The 14052-nt window shown below is 72.2% G+C and carries 14 protein-coding genes; 5 read left to right on the top strand and 9 right to left on the bottom strand.

Annotation, left to right across the window (positions count from 1 at the left end):
- Nucleotides 1-50 precede the first annotated feature (50 nt).
- From DJ010_RS08185 to DJ010_RS08170, 4 genes are all read left to right on the top strand, one after another.
- A complete protein-coding gene (locus DJ010_RS08185) occupies nucleotides 51-2996 on the top strand; it encodes a helix-turn-helix transcriptional regulator (protein ID WP_158282974.1) in 2946 nt (981 codons plus the stop codon).
- A gap of 53 nt (nucleotides 2997-3049) precedes the next feature.
- Nucleotides 3050-4480, top strand: a complete 1431-nt coding sequence (locus tag DJ010_RS08180; protein WP_245927369.1) for a cytochrome P450 — start codon at nucleotides 3050-3052, stop codon at nucleotides 4478-4480.
- A gap of 59 nt (nucleotides 4481-4539) precedes the next feature.
- Entirely contained in the window at nucleotides 4540-5724 is a 1185-nt protein-coding gene (locus DJ010_RS08175; RefSeq protein ID WP_146207289.1) for a Kelch repeat-containing protein, read from the top strand.
- 178 nt (nucleotides 5725-5902) lie between these two features.
- On the top strand, nucleotides 5903-6223 hold the full coding sequence (locus tag DJ010_RS08170) for a hypothetical protein (RefSeq protein ID WP_109693190.1): 321 nt from the start codon (nucleotides 5903-5905) through the stop codon (nucleotides 6221-6223).
- 131 nt (nucleotides 6224-6354) lie between these two features.
- Here DJ010_RS08170 and DJ010_RS22035 read toward each other — a convergent pair whose 3' ends face one another.
- From DJ010_RS22035 to DJ010_RS08120, 9 genes are all read right to left on the bottom strand, one after another.
- Nucleotides 6355-6807, bottom strand: a complete 453-nt coding sequence (locus tag DJ010_RS22035; protein WP_158282973.1) for a hypothetical protein — start codon at nucleotides 6805-6807, stop codon at nucleotides 6355-6357.
- Nucleotides 6807-7328 (bottom strand): hypothetical protein, encoded by a 522-nt coding sequence (locus DJ010_RS08160; protein WP_109693189.1) that lies wholly within the window; start codon nucleotides 7326-7328, stop codon nucleotides 6807-6809. Before DJ010_RS08160 ends, DJ010_RS22035 begins: the two co-directional genes overlap by 1 nt.
- Nucleotides 7329-7332: 4 nt before the next feature.
- Nucleotides 7333-7611: a hypothetical protein gene (locus tag DJ010_RS08155; protein ID WP_109693188.1), complete on the bottom strand. Its 279-nt coding sequence runs from the start codon at nucleotides 7609-7611 to the stop codon at nucleotides 7333-7335.
- An 80-nt stretch (nucleotides 7612-7691) separates the two neighbouring features.
- Nucleotides 7692-8207 carry a hypothetical protein gene (locus DJ010_RS21775; RefSeq protein WP_146207288.1) on the bottom strand — a complete coding sequence of 172 codons (516 nt, stop codon included), beginning with the start codon at nucleotides 8205-8207 and terminating at the stop codon, nucleotides 7692-7694.
- Nucleotides 8208-8229: 22 nt separating this feature from the next.
- Nucleotides 8230-9402 carry a sulfotransferase family protein gene (locus tag DJ010_RS08140; RefSeq protein WP_109693185.1) on the bottom strand — a complete coding sequence of 391 codons (1173 nt, stop codon included), beginning with the start codon at nucleotides 9400-9402 and terminating at the stop codon, nucleotides 8230-8232.
- On the bottom strand, nucleotides 9395-10177 hold the full coding sequence (locus tag DJ010_RS08135) for an SDR family oxidoreductase (protein WP_109693184.1): 783 nt from the start codon (nucleotides 10175-10177) through the stop codon (nucleotides 9395-9397). The genes DJ010_RS08140 and DJ010_RS08135 overlap by 8 nt, the downstream gene beginning before the upstream one ends.
- Before the next feature lie 88 nt (nucleotides 10178-10265).
- Complete coding sequence (locus tag DJ010_RS08130) at nucleotides 10266-10865, bottom strand: hypothetical protein (RefSeq protein ID WP_109693183.1); 600 nt, start codon at nucleotides 10863-10865, stop codon at nucleotides 10266-10268.
- Nucleotides 10866-10876: 11 nt separating this feature from the next.
- Nucleotides 10877-11398 carry a SigE family RNA polymerase sigma factor gene (locus tag DJ010_RS08125; protein WP_109693182.1) on the bottom strand — a complete coding sequence of 174 codons (522 nt, stop codon included), beginning with the start codon at nucleotides 11396-11398 and terminating at the stop codon, nucleotides 10877-10879.
- Between the two features lie 107 nt (nucleotides 11399-11505).
- Nucleotides 11506-12387: an alpha/beta fold hydrolase gene (locus DJ010_RS08120; protein ID WP_146207287.1), complete on the bottom strand. Its 882-nt coding sequence runs from the start codon at nucleotides 12385-12387 to the stop codon at nucleotides 11506-11508.
- A gap of 56 nt (nucleotides 12388-12443) precedes the next feature.
- On the opposite strand from DJ010_RS08120, the gene DJ010_RS08115 reads away from it, so the two are divergent.
- Nucleotides 12444-13289 carry an aldo/keto reductase gene (locus DJ010_RS08115; protein WP_109693180.1) on the top strand — a complete coding sequence of 282 codons (846 nt, stop codon included), beginning with the start codon at nucleotides 12444-12446 and terminating at the stop codon, nucleotides 13287-13289.
- Nucleotides 13290-14052 lie beyond the last annotated feature (763 nt).

Here is a 14052-nt window from a genome sequence, read left to right as displayed (position 1 = left end):
AGACCGAAATGACCGCGCCGTTGTCGGCGCTGGGCAGCATGATGGAGCCCGTGGCAGCACACACCAGCCGCACCCTCGTGGGGCGGGACACCGAGCTCGACCAGCTCAGTGACCTCCTCGGCATCCGGGAGCGGCGGGACCGCCCGGGCGTGGTGCTGCTCAGCGGCGACGCGGGCGTGGGCAAGACCCGGCTGCTGATGGAGCTGCGCGACCGCGCCCGGGCCGAGGGCTGGCGCGTCGTCGCCGGCCACTGTCTGGACTTCGGCGAGAGCGCGCTGCCCTACCTCCCCTTCAGCGAGCTGCTCGGCCGGTTCGACACCGACCTGCCGGACGTCGTCGAGCAGGTCTCCTCCCAGCACCCCGCGATCGCCCGGCTACAGCCGGGTCGCCGGGTGCGCACCTCCGGCGAGGCGCCGGCCACCGACGGCGAGCGCGGCGGTGACCGCGGCGAGCTGTTCGAGGCCGTGCACGCGCTCTTCGACACCGCTGCCGCCGATGCGCCGCTGCTCCTCGTCATCGAGGACACCCACTGGGCCGACCAGTCCACCCGCGACCTGCTCGGCTTCCTCTTCACGCGCGCGTTCACGAACCCGGTCGCGCTCGTGGCGTCGTACCGCTCCGACGACCTGCACCGCCGCCACCCCCTCCGCCGGCAGGTCGCGGAGTGGTCGCGGCTGCAGACCGTCGACCGCCTCGCCCTCTCGCCGCTGCCCGACGACGCGGTGCGCGAGCTGATCGCGGAGCTGGCCCCCGAGCGGCTGGAGGAGCGCGAGCTCGCCGGCATCGTGAGCCGCGCCGAGGGCAACGCGTTCTTCGTGGAGGAGCTGGTGGCCTCCGGCGCCGGCGCCTGGGTGCCCGACGACCTCGCCGACCTGCTGCTCGTGCGGCTCGACCGGCTCTCCGACGAGGCGCGCCAGGTGGTGCGCATCGCCAGCGTCGCCGGCCGCAAGGTCGGCCACAGCCTGCTCGAGGCGGCCGCCGGGCTGCCCGCCGCGGACCTCGACGCCGGCATCCGGCAGGCCGTCGAGATGAACGTGCTCGTCGCCGGCAGCAAGACGTACTCCTTCCGCCATGCGCTCCTCGGCGAGGCCGTCTACGACGACCTGCTGCCGGGGGAGCGGGTGCGTCTGCACGGGCAGTACGTCGCGGCGCTGGCCGCCGGCGACGGGCGCGGGACCGCTGCGGAGATGGCGCGGCACGCCCGCCGGGCGATGGACTTCGACCGCGCCGTCACCGCCGGCATCGAGGCCGGCGACGAGGCGATCGCGGTCGGCGGACCGGAGGAGGCGGCTCGCCACTACGAGCACGCGCTGGAGCTGCTCGAGGACGCCGAGCGCGCCGAGCGGCTCGACATCGACGTCTCCAAGATCGTCGCGCGCGCCGCCGACGCCCACAGCGCGGCCGGCGACAGCCAGCGCGCCGCGAGCCTGCTGGCCGAGCACCTCGAGCGGCTCGGCCCCTCCGCGCCCGCCGCCGCGCGGGCCCGGCTGCTCAGCAACTACGCGATGGCGCTCTGCATCATCGAGACCACCCTCGACCCGGTCAGCATCTCGGCCGAGGCGGTCGCGCTGGCCCCGGAGGGTGAGAGCCCGCTCCGCGCGAAGGTGCTCGCCACCCACGCCCGGGTGCTGGCCGGCGAGCACCGCCTCGAGGAGGCCGAGAACGCCGCCACCGAGGCGCTCGGCCTCGCCGAGCGGCTCAAGATGCCGGTGCTCGCCTCCGACGTGGTGACGACCCTCAGCAGTCTGCGCTTCAAGCGGTTCGACGGCACCGACGGCGAAGCCGTGCGCGACGCGCTGCACGACGCCGTCGAGCGTGCGGCATCGGCAGGTGCGGTGTCGGCCGAGCTCCGTGCGCTCTTCCTCGTCGGCCGCTCCCACCAGGAGGCGGCCGAGTGGGAGCAGGCTGCGCACTGGTTCCGGAAGGCGGTCGACCGGGGGGTCGCGGTCGGGTTGCCGTGGGCGCCGTACTCCATCGAGGCGCGGTGGCAGCTCGGCTGGGTGCTCTACGCACGGGGGGAGTGGGACGAGGCGCTCGCCCTGCTGGCCATCGCCGACGACGAGACCGGGCCGCTCATCCCGCGGGCGATCATCGAGGCCACCCGGCTCGCGATCCTGTCCGCGCGCGGCAACGACGTGAGCGCCGGGCTGCGCAAGCTGCGCAAGGTGTGGGCCGACGAGGGCGGCGTGGCCGTCTTCTCCGCCGGCGTCGAGATCGAGGCGGCCGCACTGGCCGCCGACGCGGGCGCCGCGCTCGGTGCGTACGACGACGTGGTCGGCGTGCTCACCCGTATCTGGACCGAGTACTTCGCCGGCCGGGTCCGCCTCGCCGCCCAGACCCTCGGCGCGGTCTCCTGCGGCCTGGCCACCGCCAGCTCCTCCGAGCGGGGCGTGCTGCTCGAGCGCGCCGCGACCCTTCGCGCCGACGGGGAGCACGTCGTCGAGCGGTTCGCCGCGAGCGGCGCGGCCTGGGGCGTCGAGGGGCGGGCGTGGTCGCTGCGCCTCGCCGCCGAGCACCTGCGGGCACGCTGGCTCGGCGGGGTCGACGCGCCCGAGCGCGACGAGCTGATCGCCGCGTGGGCCGCCACCGTCGCCGCGTTCGAGGAGTTCGGCAGCGTGCCGGAGCTGGCGCGGGTCCGCACGACGTACGCCGGGATCCTGCGACTGCTCGGCGAGACGACCGCCGCCCGCGAGCAGGGGGACCTGGCACGCGAGGCCGCGCACCGGCTGGGCGCGACCACGCTGTTGGCGGAGCTGCGCTCTTCCGGGAGCGCGGCGCGGGCCGCGGAGAGCAACGAGCCGCAGCGGCTGACCGCACGCGAGCGGGAGATCCTCTCCCTCGTCGCCGAGGGTCGCAGCAACGGCGAGATCGGGCGGCAGCTGTTCATCAGCACCAAGACCGTCAGCGTCCACGTCTCCAACATCCTCGGCAAGCTCGGCGCCGCCGGACGCACCGAGGCAGCCGCGATCGCCCGCCGCGACGGGCTGCTGGGCTGAAGATCCGACCACGGTAGGAACCGCATCGGCTCGCGTCGGCGTACGGTCGTGACGTGACCGCAGAGCTCACCCACGACGCGACGGCCGACACCCGCGCCCTCACGATGACCCGCTTCCACGGGCGGTCGATCATCGGCAGCCCGAACCAGCCCAAGATCCCGCGCGGGGCGCTGCCGCCGGGCCCGCGGTGGCCGGCACTCGCGCAGACGGTGGCGCTGATGCGGTTCCGGCACCAGCTGCACCCCTACCTGCACCGGAAGTACGGCGAGGTGTTCACGCTCCGGCTGATCCCCGGCGGACGGCCGCTGGTGCTGTTCACCACGCCGGAGGCCACCAAGGAGATCTTCGCGGGCGATCCCGCGGTCTTCCACGCCGGCAAGGGCAACGCTGTGCTCGGGCCGATCATGGGCCAGCACTCGCTGCTGCTGCAGGACGGCGTGGAGCACCACCGGGCGCGCAAGCTGGTGATGCCGGCGTTCCTCGGGCACGCGCTGCGCGGCTACCGGTCGATGGTCGCCGAGGTCGCGGCCGCCGAGGTCGACGGCTGGGCCGACGGCGAGGAGTTCGCCTCGCTGGAGCGGATGAACCGGTTGACGCTCGAGGTGATCCTGCGCGTCGTCTTCGGCGTCACCGACGAGAAGCGGCTGGCCGCGCTGCGGCCGCGCGTCAACGCGACCGTCGACATCAACCCCGGCATCCTGCTCGGCTGGGCGTACCCGTGGCTCCAGAAGTTCGGCCCGTGGCGCCGCACCGTCGACAACCAGGTCGAGCTCGACCGGCTGATGTATGCGGAGATCCGCGAGCGTCGTACTGCCACCGACGTGGAGGACCGCAAGGACGTCCTCTCCCGGCTGATGGCCGCCGGCGACCCCGAGCAGCCCCATGACCGGCTCGACGACACCGAGCTGCGCGACCAGCTCGTCACCCTGCTGCTCGCCGGCCACGAGACCACGGCCAGTGCGCTGTCGTGGGCGCTCTACGAGCTCGGCCGCGCCCCCGAGCTGCTGCGTCGCAGCCAGGCCGCGGCCGACGCCGGCGACAGCGACGGGCTCGCCTGGTTGGAGGCGGTGCTCAAGGAGTCGATGCGGCTGCACCCGATCATCCCCATGGTCGTCCGCACCCTCATGGAGCCGACCAACGTCGCCGGTCTCGACCTTCCCGCCGGCACCACTGTCGGCCCGTCGATCCTGATGAGCCACCAGCAGGAGTCGAACTTCCCCGACCCCGACCGGTTCCGCCCCGAGCGTTTCCTCCCCGAGCTCTCCGGCACCGAGGCCCCGTCCCTCCACGTCTGGATCCCCTTCGGTGGCGGTGTCCGGCGCTGCATCGGCGCCGGCTTCTCCCTCATGGAGGGCGCCGAGGTCCTCCGCCAGGTCCTCACCCGCTACGACATCTCCGCCCCGGCCGACGACGTCCCCAAGGTTCGCAACATCACCTCCGTCCCTCGCAAGGGTGCGCGGATCCGGGTGACCCGCCGTTCGTAGGTCGCGGGACCCCCCAACGGTTGCGGAACGAGATCCGCCGTGGTCGCGTCGAAGTGGACATGAGGCTCATCTGCTCCGTCGTCGTCGCGCTCGCGGGTCTTGCTGTCGCAGGCTGCGGTCCGGCCATGGAGGGTGAGTCACCCCGCGCGGCGGGGGCGTGGCGTCAGCTGCCGGACCCGCCGCTCGCCCCGCGCGACCACGCCGTGGTCGTCGGTGTCGGGGAGCGGATGCTGGTGGTCGGCGGCTGGGAGTTCCTCTGCCCGCCGGATGCTGACTGTTCCGCGCCGGACTCCCCGCGGTTCGCCGACGGCGCCGTCTACGACCCCGCAGCCGACTCATGGACCGCCACCGCGCCCGCGCCGTTCGGCCTCGTCCGAGAGGAGTACGCGACGGCCTCGATCGGCGAGACGGCGTGGCTGCTGACAGGTTGCCAGGACGGCCGATCGGTGTGCGACGCCCACCCGAGGCTGCTGTCCTACGACCTGGACGCCGACCGGTGGACCGACCACGGTGCCGTTCCCGGGAAGAAGGCCTACCGGCATCTGGTCGCCGTGGGCCGCCACCTGCTCGCCTACTCCGGCAGCGACGAGCACGGCGAGCGGCCGGACGCGCACTTCGACCCGCGGACCTCGACCTGGTCGGAGCTCCCTGACGACCCGCTGCCCGGCACGTTCGACCGGTACGTCGTTCCTGTCGGGGACCAGCAGCTCGTGCTCGCAGCGTCTTCGGCTGCCGCGCTCGAACGCGGGCAGGATGCTGGGAAGCTCGTCGCCCGGTTCGACCTCGACGCCGGAAGGTGGACCCGACTTCCTGATGCGCCGGGCGAGGGCTACCAGCTGCTGCCCTCCGATCGCGGCCCGCTGCTCAACGGGCACTTCATCGGCGCGCCCGGCTGGCTCCTCGACCCGGACACCTGGACGTGGTCAGAGCTGCCGGAGGGCGCCGGCGAAGGACACGACCTGAACGGCGTGCTGGACGGCGACCGAGCCGTCTACGACATCCCGAACAGCGTGGGGCAGATGGCTTCGGGGAACAGGCTGCTGATCTACGACAGCCAGAAGCAGGGATTCCTGACGATCCCCGCGCTGCCGGAGCGTGAAGACGTCTACGACGACTCCAGCACCGCCCTGGGGCGAGACCTGTTCGTGTACGGCGGCCAGCGGTGGACCGTGGGCGCCCAGGGCAGTGCGAGCGACGGCGAGCTCGTCGGCGACGCCTGGTTGTGGACGGCGCCCGGCGATTGAAATGCGTTGCTCGCGGCCGGGAGGCGCGAGGCACGCTGGTGCTGTGATGTCGGAAGCGCAGCGAACGGGCTGGGACCGGTTGGTCGATGCCTTGGACTCGTGGACCGGAGCGACCGTTCCCGCTGAGGGTCGGATCCGCGTCCTGCTCCCCCAACCGACGGATGGTGAGGAGCGGGACGTGGTCATCGTGATGTCACCCGTCGACTGGGACGGCTGGGAAGGCGTCAACGGCAGCTTCGAGACGACCGTCGACGACGTCCAGCGTGCCGTCCGCGAGCACGGCGGGTCGCACCCCTTCCTGGTCTACGACCTCTACGAGCTGGTTCCGTCGCCGGCGGAAACGCTCCCGCCCGATCCGGATGAAGAACGCCTCGACCAGCTGATGCGCGAGAACGGCGGCCGCCCCATCGGCACCTGGGTCGCCTACGGCCAGGACGGGAAGATGTACCCGTTCCCCGAGCCGCCTCCACGCGACCGAGACCCCGACGACCAGTCCTGACCGGCGCACCTCGGTCGTCGAGTAGGAGCGAGCGCAGCGAGCGACGTGTCGAGACGTCGCAAGCGTCGTTCCTGCGGTGCGGCAGACGAGGTCCGGCGTCTCGATACGCCCCTCGCGCAGGGCGCTCGGGGCTACTCGGCGACCAGAGAGCGGGGGACGACGTCGACCGTGGCGGCGATGTCCTCGAAGAGGTCGCAGTAGGTGAGGTAGTCGGAGCGGTCGACGGTGCAGGTGAGGGTGACGCCGAGGCCGTCGACGACCCACGCCCACTGGTCGCAGAGCAGGTCGGCGGCGCCGAAGCGGTGGGCGAAGCGGCAGTAGGTGACGCGGTGGTCGCCGAGGTCGAACTCGTCGGCGTCCTCGAGGGCGAAGTCGGTGAGCTGGGCGCGGAGGTCGAGGAGGGCCTGGCCGCGCCAGATGCGGAGGTCGTGGTCGACGGGCGTGCAGCGCAGGACGATCTCGGGGCTCACGCCGCTCGCCGGGACGGAGCGCGGGCGGGCGGCGAGAATGATGCCGTGCCCGGGGTTGCGGCGGGTGTGCCAGGTGCGCGGGACGGTGACGGTGACGTCGTTGTCGGTGAACATCAGCGGGCTCCCTCGGTCGCGGACGGGACCGGCGGCGCGAGCCGGCCGGTGGTGAATTGGTCGCGGGCGCGCAGCCAGGCAGCGGTGGCGTCGGCGATCTCGTCGTGCGCGCGGGCTGCCCGGCGCTCGAGCCGGCCGTAGAGCTCGCCCAGGGGAGACGCCGGCGCCGGCACCCACTGGACGATGTCGCCGACCAGGCGGAAGCCGGCGGCGAGGGCGGCCTCCCGCACGTCGAGCAGCGTCGAGCGCGCGGCGACGAGGCGTGCGACGTACTCCTCCAGCGCTGCAGCCAGCCCCGCCGCGTCGTCGGCCAGTCCGGCGGTCGCGCGGCTGAGCCGGCCGCAGGCGAGCCGGTAGGTCTCCGCGGCCAGTCCGCCGAACGCCTCGGTCGGGATCCCGGACTGCCCGCCGAGCACGTCGGAGGCGGACCGTGCCCTCCGCGCCACCGACCGCAGCGTGCCGATCGCCTCCTGGCAGCCCGACGGGTCGACCGGCAGTGCGACGTCGAAGAACCAGCTCATGCCCTTACCGCCACCGCTTCCCGCACAGCATGAGGAGCGAGAGGCTGACCTGCCCGTCGACCTCCTCGGCCTCGCGGACGAACGCCTCGAGCGTCCGCGCGTTCGACCCGATGTGCGCGGCCACCCGGTGGGTCCGGTGGCGCAGCCGCTCGAGCGCCGCGGCGTCGTCGGTGCCGGTCGGGCCGAACGCGAGCAGCACGCCCGCGTCCCGCAGGTCGGCGGCCGCGCGCTCGGCGACGCGCGCCGCGGGGAGCAGCACCTCGGCATCGACCTCGAACGTCATGTCGGGCAGCCTGCGTCGTCAGCGCGTACGACGAAACCAGGCCTCCGTCGACCTGTGGATGACCGCGTGCGGCGTGGTCGCTAGCGCTGGCCGGGTCCGAGGTCGCCGGCCTCGTGCCCGTTGATCCGCCATCCGTCGTCGGTGCGGGTGAGCAGGTAGGTCTCCGGCTCGTCGGCGGCGGCGAGGGTGACGACGACCCGGGCCTCGGCCGGTCCGGCGGCCGTGCTCCTGAGGTCGGTCACCGCGAGCTGCTCGGCCGGGTCGCCCACGATCGCGAGCGTGTCGACGATGTTCTGCAGCAGCTCGGGACAGCTCGCGACCTGCTGCCCGTAGCCGCCCTCGTTCCACTCCTCGACGGAGGCGGCCGTGTAGTCGTCGGTCCACCAGCCGCACGCCGCGTCGAGCTCGCCGGCGGCGAGGTCGGCGTAGAACGCGGCCACCGCGTCCTCCGGGATCTCCGCTGCCGTGGCGGTGGTCTCCTCAGCAGCGGACGACGGTGAGGACGGCGATGACGGCGATGACGGCGAGGACCCGCTGCACCCGGCAACCGCGAGCGCCGCAGCTGCGACCGCGAGCGCAGCGGGAGTCCGAGCCATGCGCGGTGTCTACCAGAGAGGCCTACGCGAAGGCGGCCCGCACCTGCTCCTCGGTGAGGCCGTAGTCAGCGAGGTCGTAGCGGTGCGAGGGCCGCGCCTGGCCCGACCGGGACTCGGCGTCGATGCGCGCGACCTCGGCCCGCGCCTCCTCGCTCCAGGGGATGTCGAAGGCGGAGTAGATACCACCGACCGTGCCGACCGGGTCGGCCACGAACTCGCGGTAGTCGACGTCGACGAACTGCGCGGCGTCGTACTTCGGCCGGGCCTCGGTGAACGCCGCCCACGAGCGCTGCAGCATGTCGAGCTGGGTGCGGCCGATGGTCTCGCCGACGAACGTCGTCGACATCTCCGCGGTCGCCTCGGCGGACAGGGAGCACGCCGACGCGATCGACGTGACCGGGTCCCGCCGGGTGCAGACGATCAACGCATCGGGGTAGACCTTCATCAGCGAGTCCAGCGCCACGAGGTGGGAGGGATTCTTGAGGACCCACCGCTTGTCCTGGTCGTGGAGGCCGACCAGCTGGAGGTTCTGGCGGTGCCGGTCGTAGGCGTCGGTCCAGTCCTGCTGCGCGAGCCACGCGGAGTAGCGCGGGACGTTGGCCAGCGACTCGTAGGAGATCGACTTGCCGGTCTGGCGCAGCAGCCGCCAGCACTCCTCGGGCGAGGTCGCATCCATGTAGTGGATGCCCATGAACTCCGGGTTGCTGACGTGGTGCTGCTGGAACGCGCTCTGCATCGCGGTGAAGATCGGGTCGCTCTCCCAGGTGTCCCGCGGCGGCCGCGGCTGCGGGAACTCCGTCAGCCACAGCTCGAGGCCCTGGTGCGCCGGGTCGGCGCAGAGCAGCCGGTGTAGCGCGGTGGTGCCGGTGCGGGGCAGGCCGACGACGAAGATCGGCCGCTCGATCGGCACCTCGGCGTGCTGCGGGAACTCCGCGAACCGCGCCTCGGTCATCAGCCGCCCGACCAGCGCGCTCTTCACCTGCGAGCGGTGGAAGTAGTTGCCGACCGGCGTCAGCCCGGCCTCGGGGGAGGCCAGGTCGTCGACGAGGATCCGCAGGCCCTCCTCGTGGGCGGTGCCGCCGAAGTCGGTGAGCCCGGTCGTGCGGACGGCGGCCGCGGCGATGTCGTCGTACGACCCGACGTCCGGTCGTTGCCGTGGTCCCCCGGTGGTCGATCCGGTCGAGACCTCAGACATGGAACTCGCCGCAGTCCACGTTGAGCATCACCCCGGTGACCGCCGAGGCCAGGTCGCTGGCGAGGAACAGCGCCGCGTTGGCGACCTCCTCGGGCGAGGCAAGCCGCTTGAGGTCGGTGGGCGCGGCCTTCTCGTCGTACACCTCCTGGTGTGTGCGCCCCGACTCCTGCGCGATCCAGTCGAAGTAGGCCTTGTTGACGTCCTCGTAGATGTACGACGGCGCCACGCTGTTCACCCGGATCCCGCGCGGCCCGAGCTCGGTCGCGAGCGACGACGCGAGGTGCTCGAGCGTGCCCTTGGAGAGCTTGTAGCCGGAGTACTCCGGCTGGCTGCTGTAGATCACGCAGGAGTTGAGCATGACGATCGACCCGCCGCTCGCCTCCAGCGCGTCGGCGAAGAGCGACGACAGCCGCAGCGGCGCGAAGACGTTGGTCTCCTGCGCGGCCCGCAGCCCGTCGAGCTCGAGGGTCGAGATCGGCTCCATCGGCGGGATGCCGAAGGCGTTGTTGATGAGGCAGTCGACGCGTCCGAACTCCGCCAGCGCGGCGTCCACCAGCCGCTGCCGGGAGTCCTCGTCGGTGATGTCGGTCGGTACGACGAGCGCGCGCCGGCCGTGCTCGCGCACGACCGCGGCCATCTTCTCCAGCCGCTTCTCGGTGCGGCTGACGAGCACCAGGTCGGCGCCCATCTTCGCGGCCTGCTCGCCGAGCGAGCGACCGAGGCCGGGGCCGACGCCGGACAGGACGATGACCTTGTCTTCAAGCAGGGGGATCACGCGGGCAAGACTAGAACGTGTTTCAGTTTTCCGCCACCGAAGCACGGCAGGCGGGCGGCCGGTGCTCCCGGCCGCCCGCCCGACGGTCCTACTCTCCGTCCAGCTCGGTCCGCACCCAGTCCTCGAGCTCGCTGGTGCTGAATCGCGAGGCCATGGCGACGTAGTGGCGCTCGCCGGTGCTGCCGTCGGGGCCGGAGCGCACGATCATCATGCTCTTCCCGAGGTCCGAGGACGGAGCGGCCGCGACCCACACCTTCGAGCCGTCGGGCACGGTGAGCTCGGTCGCTCCCGCGGGAAGGGTGTCGCCGAGGACGAGCGCGAGCTGCCAGCCGGGGGCGAACGGGTCGTTGCCCGGGGCGTGCCTGTAGGCGATCGTCCGGCCGGCCAGCGTGATCTCGGCGTCGATGAGCGTGGTCTGGCCCGGTGACGCGGTCGCCTCGTCGCCGGTGTGGGTGGCGGCGTCCCGCGAGGCGGTCGGTTCGCTCCTGGTCGTGGTGCCGCCGCCGTCGCGGTCGGTGCCGATGACTGCGGTGGCACCGAGGGTAGCCACGGCTGCCACTGCGGCGACCGGCACGATGGTCGCGGCAGCGGACCGACGGGTCAGGGGCACCGGGCCGTCGTACTCGATCCCGGCGCTGCGCTCACGGAGGCGAGCCAGGTCTGCGATCACTTCGTCTTCGGTCAGCATGGGTTGTCTCCTCATATCGTCTGTTCCACTGGTTCGGCGCGGTGCTCGGAGGACGTCGGATCGAGGAGGGTCCGCAAGGCCGCCAGCCCCCGGTGGGTCCGCGACTTCACGGCTCCGGTGCCGCACCCCAGGGCCGCGGCGGTCTCCTCGATCGAGAATCCTTCGATGTAGCGCAGGACGACCGCGGAACGCTGCTCGGGGGAGAGCTGCTCGACGGCCGAGGCGAGCCGCTCGAGGCGGTGGTCGTCGGCATCCGCCGGCACCACCACCTCGACGTCGACGAACACCTCTGCCGGACGGCGCGCCAGGTTGCGCCATCGGTCGTGGACGAGGTTGACCACCACCCGTCGCGTGTAGGCCACCGGGTTCCCCCGCGCGATGCGCCACCGTCGCGCGGTCCGAACGAGGGCCACCTGGACGATGTCCTCGGCCGCGGCGTGATCGCCGCAGAGCAGGAACGCGGTGCGCGTCAGGCTGCCTGACGACGTACGCACGAATTTCTCGAACTCGTTCTGGTGAGGGCGACCGATCATCGGCGCTCTCGTGAGCGAGGTTCCATGGTCATCTGCACACCCTCAAGACTCCGGGTGGCGGCTGGAAGTTTCGCCGGATCCGATCGGATTCCGATATGGATCGGCACCTAGCGCCGCGGGACGTGCGCGAGCACCTCGTCGACCATGTCGCCGAAGTTGTTCACCTGGATCGACAGGTGCCCCTCGCCTGGCTCCAGGTGCGCGACGGCGCCGGGAATCCGCGCCGCGAGCCACTCGCCGTGGTGGAAGGGCACCATCAGGTCCGCGTCGCCCTGCCAGACGTAGGTCGGCACCGCGATCTCGTCCACCGCGAACCCCCAGTCCTTGGTGAAGGCGAGGTCGTCGTCGAGCCAGCCGTAGAGTTCCTGGACCCCGCCCTGCAGGCTCTCGAGCAGCTCGCTGCCGACCTCGCCGGTGAGCACCGCGCGGTCGACGTCGGGAAGCAGCGTGTCGAGAGCACGGATCACGTCGTCGACGCCGGTGTCGAGCAGCTCGGGGCGCTGCCGCTCGAGGTAGGCCAGCAGCGGCGCCTCGCCCTCGACTGCGAGCCCGAACTCCTCGACGTTGTCGGCGCCCATCCCGTCGAGGAAGTCGGGTTGGCCGACGTACGGCTTCACCGAGCAGACGGCGAGCACCGCGAGCACCCGGTCCGGCAGCAGCGCGCCGGTGGCCAGCGCGTGCGGTCCGCCCCCGGACTGGCCACCGGTCAGGAACCGCTCGGCGCCGAGGTGGTCGGCGATCGCCGCCATGTCGGCCGCGACGTCGGCGACCGCGCGGCCGGGGTTGCGGGTGGAGCCGGCTGCGCCGGCGCGGGAGTACGACGCGAACCGCACGCCGCGCTCGTGCAGGACCCGCTGCTGGCGCGGGCCCTGGTGCCCGCAACCGGGCGTGCCGTGGTGCCAGATGAACAGCGGCCCGTCGGTCGGGCCGCTCACCCGGACGTCGAGGACGCGGCCGTCCGGCAGGTCGAGGGCGATGCGCTCGGTCATCCACGGAGCGTACGTCGGCGGGGAATAGCCGAGGGCCACTGGTGTTGCAGCAACCCATGAGCATTCCTCGGATCACCCTGAACGACGGCACGTCCATCCCGCAGTTCGGCCTCGGCGTCTGGCAGGTGCCGGCCGCGGACACCGAGCGGGTCGTCTCCGACGCGCTCGAGATCGGCTACCGTCACATCGACACCGCGCAGATGTACGGCAACGAGGAGGGGGTCGGCGCCGCGATCGCCGCCTCCGGCCTGGCGCGCTCCGACGTCTACGTCACCACCAAGCTCAACAACAACCGCCACGAGAAGGCCGCGGCGAAGGAGTCGCTCCGCGTCAGCCTCGACAAGCTCGGTCTCGACCAGGTCGACCTGTTCCTCATCCACTGGCCGCTGCCCACGCAGTACGGCGGCGACTTCGTCTCCACGTGGGAGACGCTGCTCGAGCTCCGCGACTCCGGCCTGACGAAGTCCGTCGGAGTCTCGAACTTCCAGCCCGACCACCTCGACCTGGTCGTCGACAAGACCGGCATCGTGCCGGCCGTCAACCAGATCGAGGTGCACCCCTACTTCGCCAACGAGGCCGCCCGCGCGGCCACCGCCCGGCACGGCGCGCACGTCGAGGCGTGGAGCCCGCTGGGCCAGGGCGGCGGCGAGCTCGACGACCCCGCGGTCACGAAGATCGCCGAGCAGCACGGCAAGCTGCCCGCCCAGGTCCTGCTGCGCTGGGCCATCGACCGCGGCGACATCGTGTTCCCCAAGTCGGTCCGCAAGGAGCGGCTCGCGGAGAACTTCGACGTCTTCGACTTCGCCCTCACCGACGACGAGATCACGACGCTCGCCGCCCTCGACAAGGGCGAGACCGGACGCCAGGGCCCCAACCCCGACACCTTCGACTGGATCCCGTAGCGGCTGCGGGCGTCTCGATACGTCGCTCGCTGCGCTCGCTCCTACTCGACGACCGGTCCTTGGTCGTCGAGTAGGCCGAGCCGTCCGGTCGAGCCCTTCGGTCGTCGAGTAGGCCGAGCCGCTAGGCGAGGCCGTATCGAGACGCTGCGATTGTTCGTGCTCGCCGTGGGGCTGTCGGGTTGTGGGCGTCTCGATACGTCGCTCGCTGCGCTCGCTCCTACTCGACGACCGGCGGCTCGCTGCGCTCGCTCCTCCTCGACGACCGGCGCGCTTTGGTCGTCGAGTAGGCCGAGCCGTTAGGCGAGGCCGTATCGAGACGCCGCGACTGTTCGCGCTCGCCGTGGGGCTGTCGGGTTGTGGCGTCTCGATACGTCGCTCGCTGCGCTCGCTCCTACTCGACGACCGGGGGCTCGCTGCGCTCGCTCCTCCTCGACGACCGGCGCGCTTTGGTCGTCGAGTAGGCCGAGCCGTTAGGCGAGGCCGGATCGAGACGCCGCGACTGTTCGCGCTCGCCGTGGGGCTGTCGGGTTGTGGCGTCTCGATACGTCGCTCGCTGCGCTCGCTCCTACTCGACGACCGGGGGCTCGGCGCGCTCGCTCCTCCTCGACGACCGGCGCGCTTTGGTCGTCGAGTAGGCCGAGCCGCTAGGTGTGATGTCCAGGCACGTTGTTCGATCGGGTACGGCGAGCCGTAGATAGGTGAAGGCCTCCCCGATGTGGAGTGGAGCTGTCTAGGACCACACTCCAAGGGAGGCCTTCATGGC

It is taken from the genome of Nocardioides silvaticus (genome assembly GCF_003160695.1).
GTDB lineage: Bacteria > Actinomycetota > Actinomycetes > Propionibacteriales > Nocardioidaceae > Nocardioides > Nocardioides silvaticus.
This window is presented reverse-complemented; position numbering and strand designations above follow the sequence as displayed.

Excerpts from the sequence above, each read along its gene's own strand:
- DJ010_RS08160 (WP_109693189.1), bottom strand. The coding sequence starts at position 7,328 with ATGAGCTGGTTCTTCGACGTCGCACTGCCGGTCGACCCGTCGGGCTGC.
- DJ010_RS08175 (WP_146207289.1), top strand. The coding sequence starts at position 4,540 with ATGAGGCTCATCTGCTCCGTCGTCGTCGCGCTCGCGGGTCTTGCTGTC.
- DJ010_RS08155 (WP_109693188.1), bottom strand. The coding sequence starts at position 7,611 with ATGACGTTCGAGGTCGATGCCGAGGTGCTGCTCCCCGCGGCGCGCGTC.
- DJ010_RS08130 (WP_109693183.1), bottom strand. The coding sequence starts at position 10,865 with ATGCTGACCGAAGACGAAGTGATCGCAGACCTGGCTCGCCTCCGTGAG.
- DJ010_RS08120 (WP_146207287.1), bottom strand. The coding sequence starts at position 12,387 with ATGACCGAGCGCATCGCCCTCGACCTGCCGGACGGCCGCGTCCTCGAC.
- DJ010_RS08115 (WP_109693180.1), top strand. The coding sequence starts at position 12,444 with ATGAGCATTCCTCGGATCACCCTGAACGACGGCACGTCCATCCCGCAG.
- DJ010_RS22035 (WP_158282973.1), bottom strand. The coding sequence starts at position 6,807 with ATGTTCACCGACAACGACGTCACCGTCACCGTCCCGCGCACCTGGCAC.
- DJ010_RS21775 (WP_146207288.1), bottom strand. The coding sequence starts at position 8,207 with ATGGCTCGGACTCCCGCTGCGCTCGCGGTCGCAGCTGCGGCGCTCGCG.
- DJ010_RS08125 (WP_109693182.1), bottom strand. The coding sequence starts at position 11,398 with ATGATCGGTCGCCCTCACCAGAACGAGTTCGAGAAATTCGTGCGTACG.
- DJ010_RS08140 (WP_109693185.1), bottom strand. The coding sequence starts at position 9,402 with ATGTCTGAGGTCTCGACCGGATCGACCACCGGGGGACCACGGCAACGA.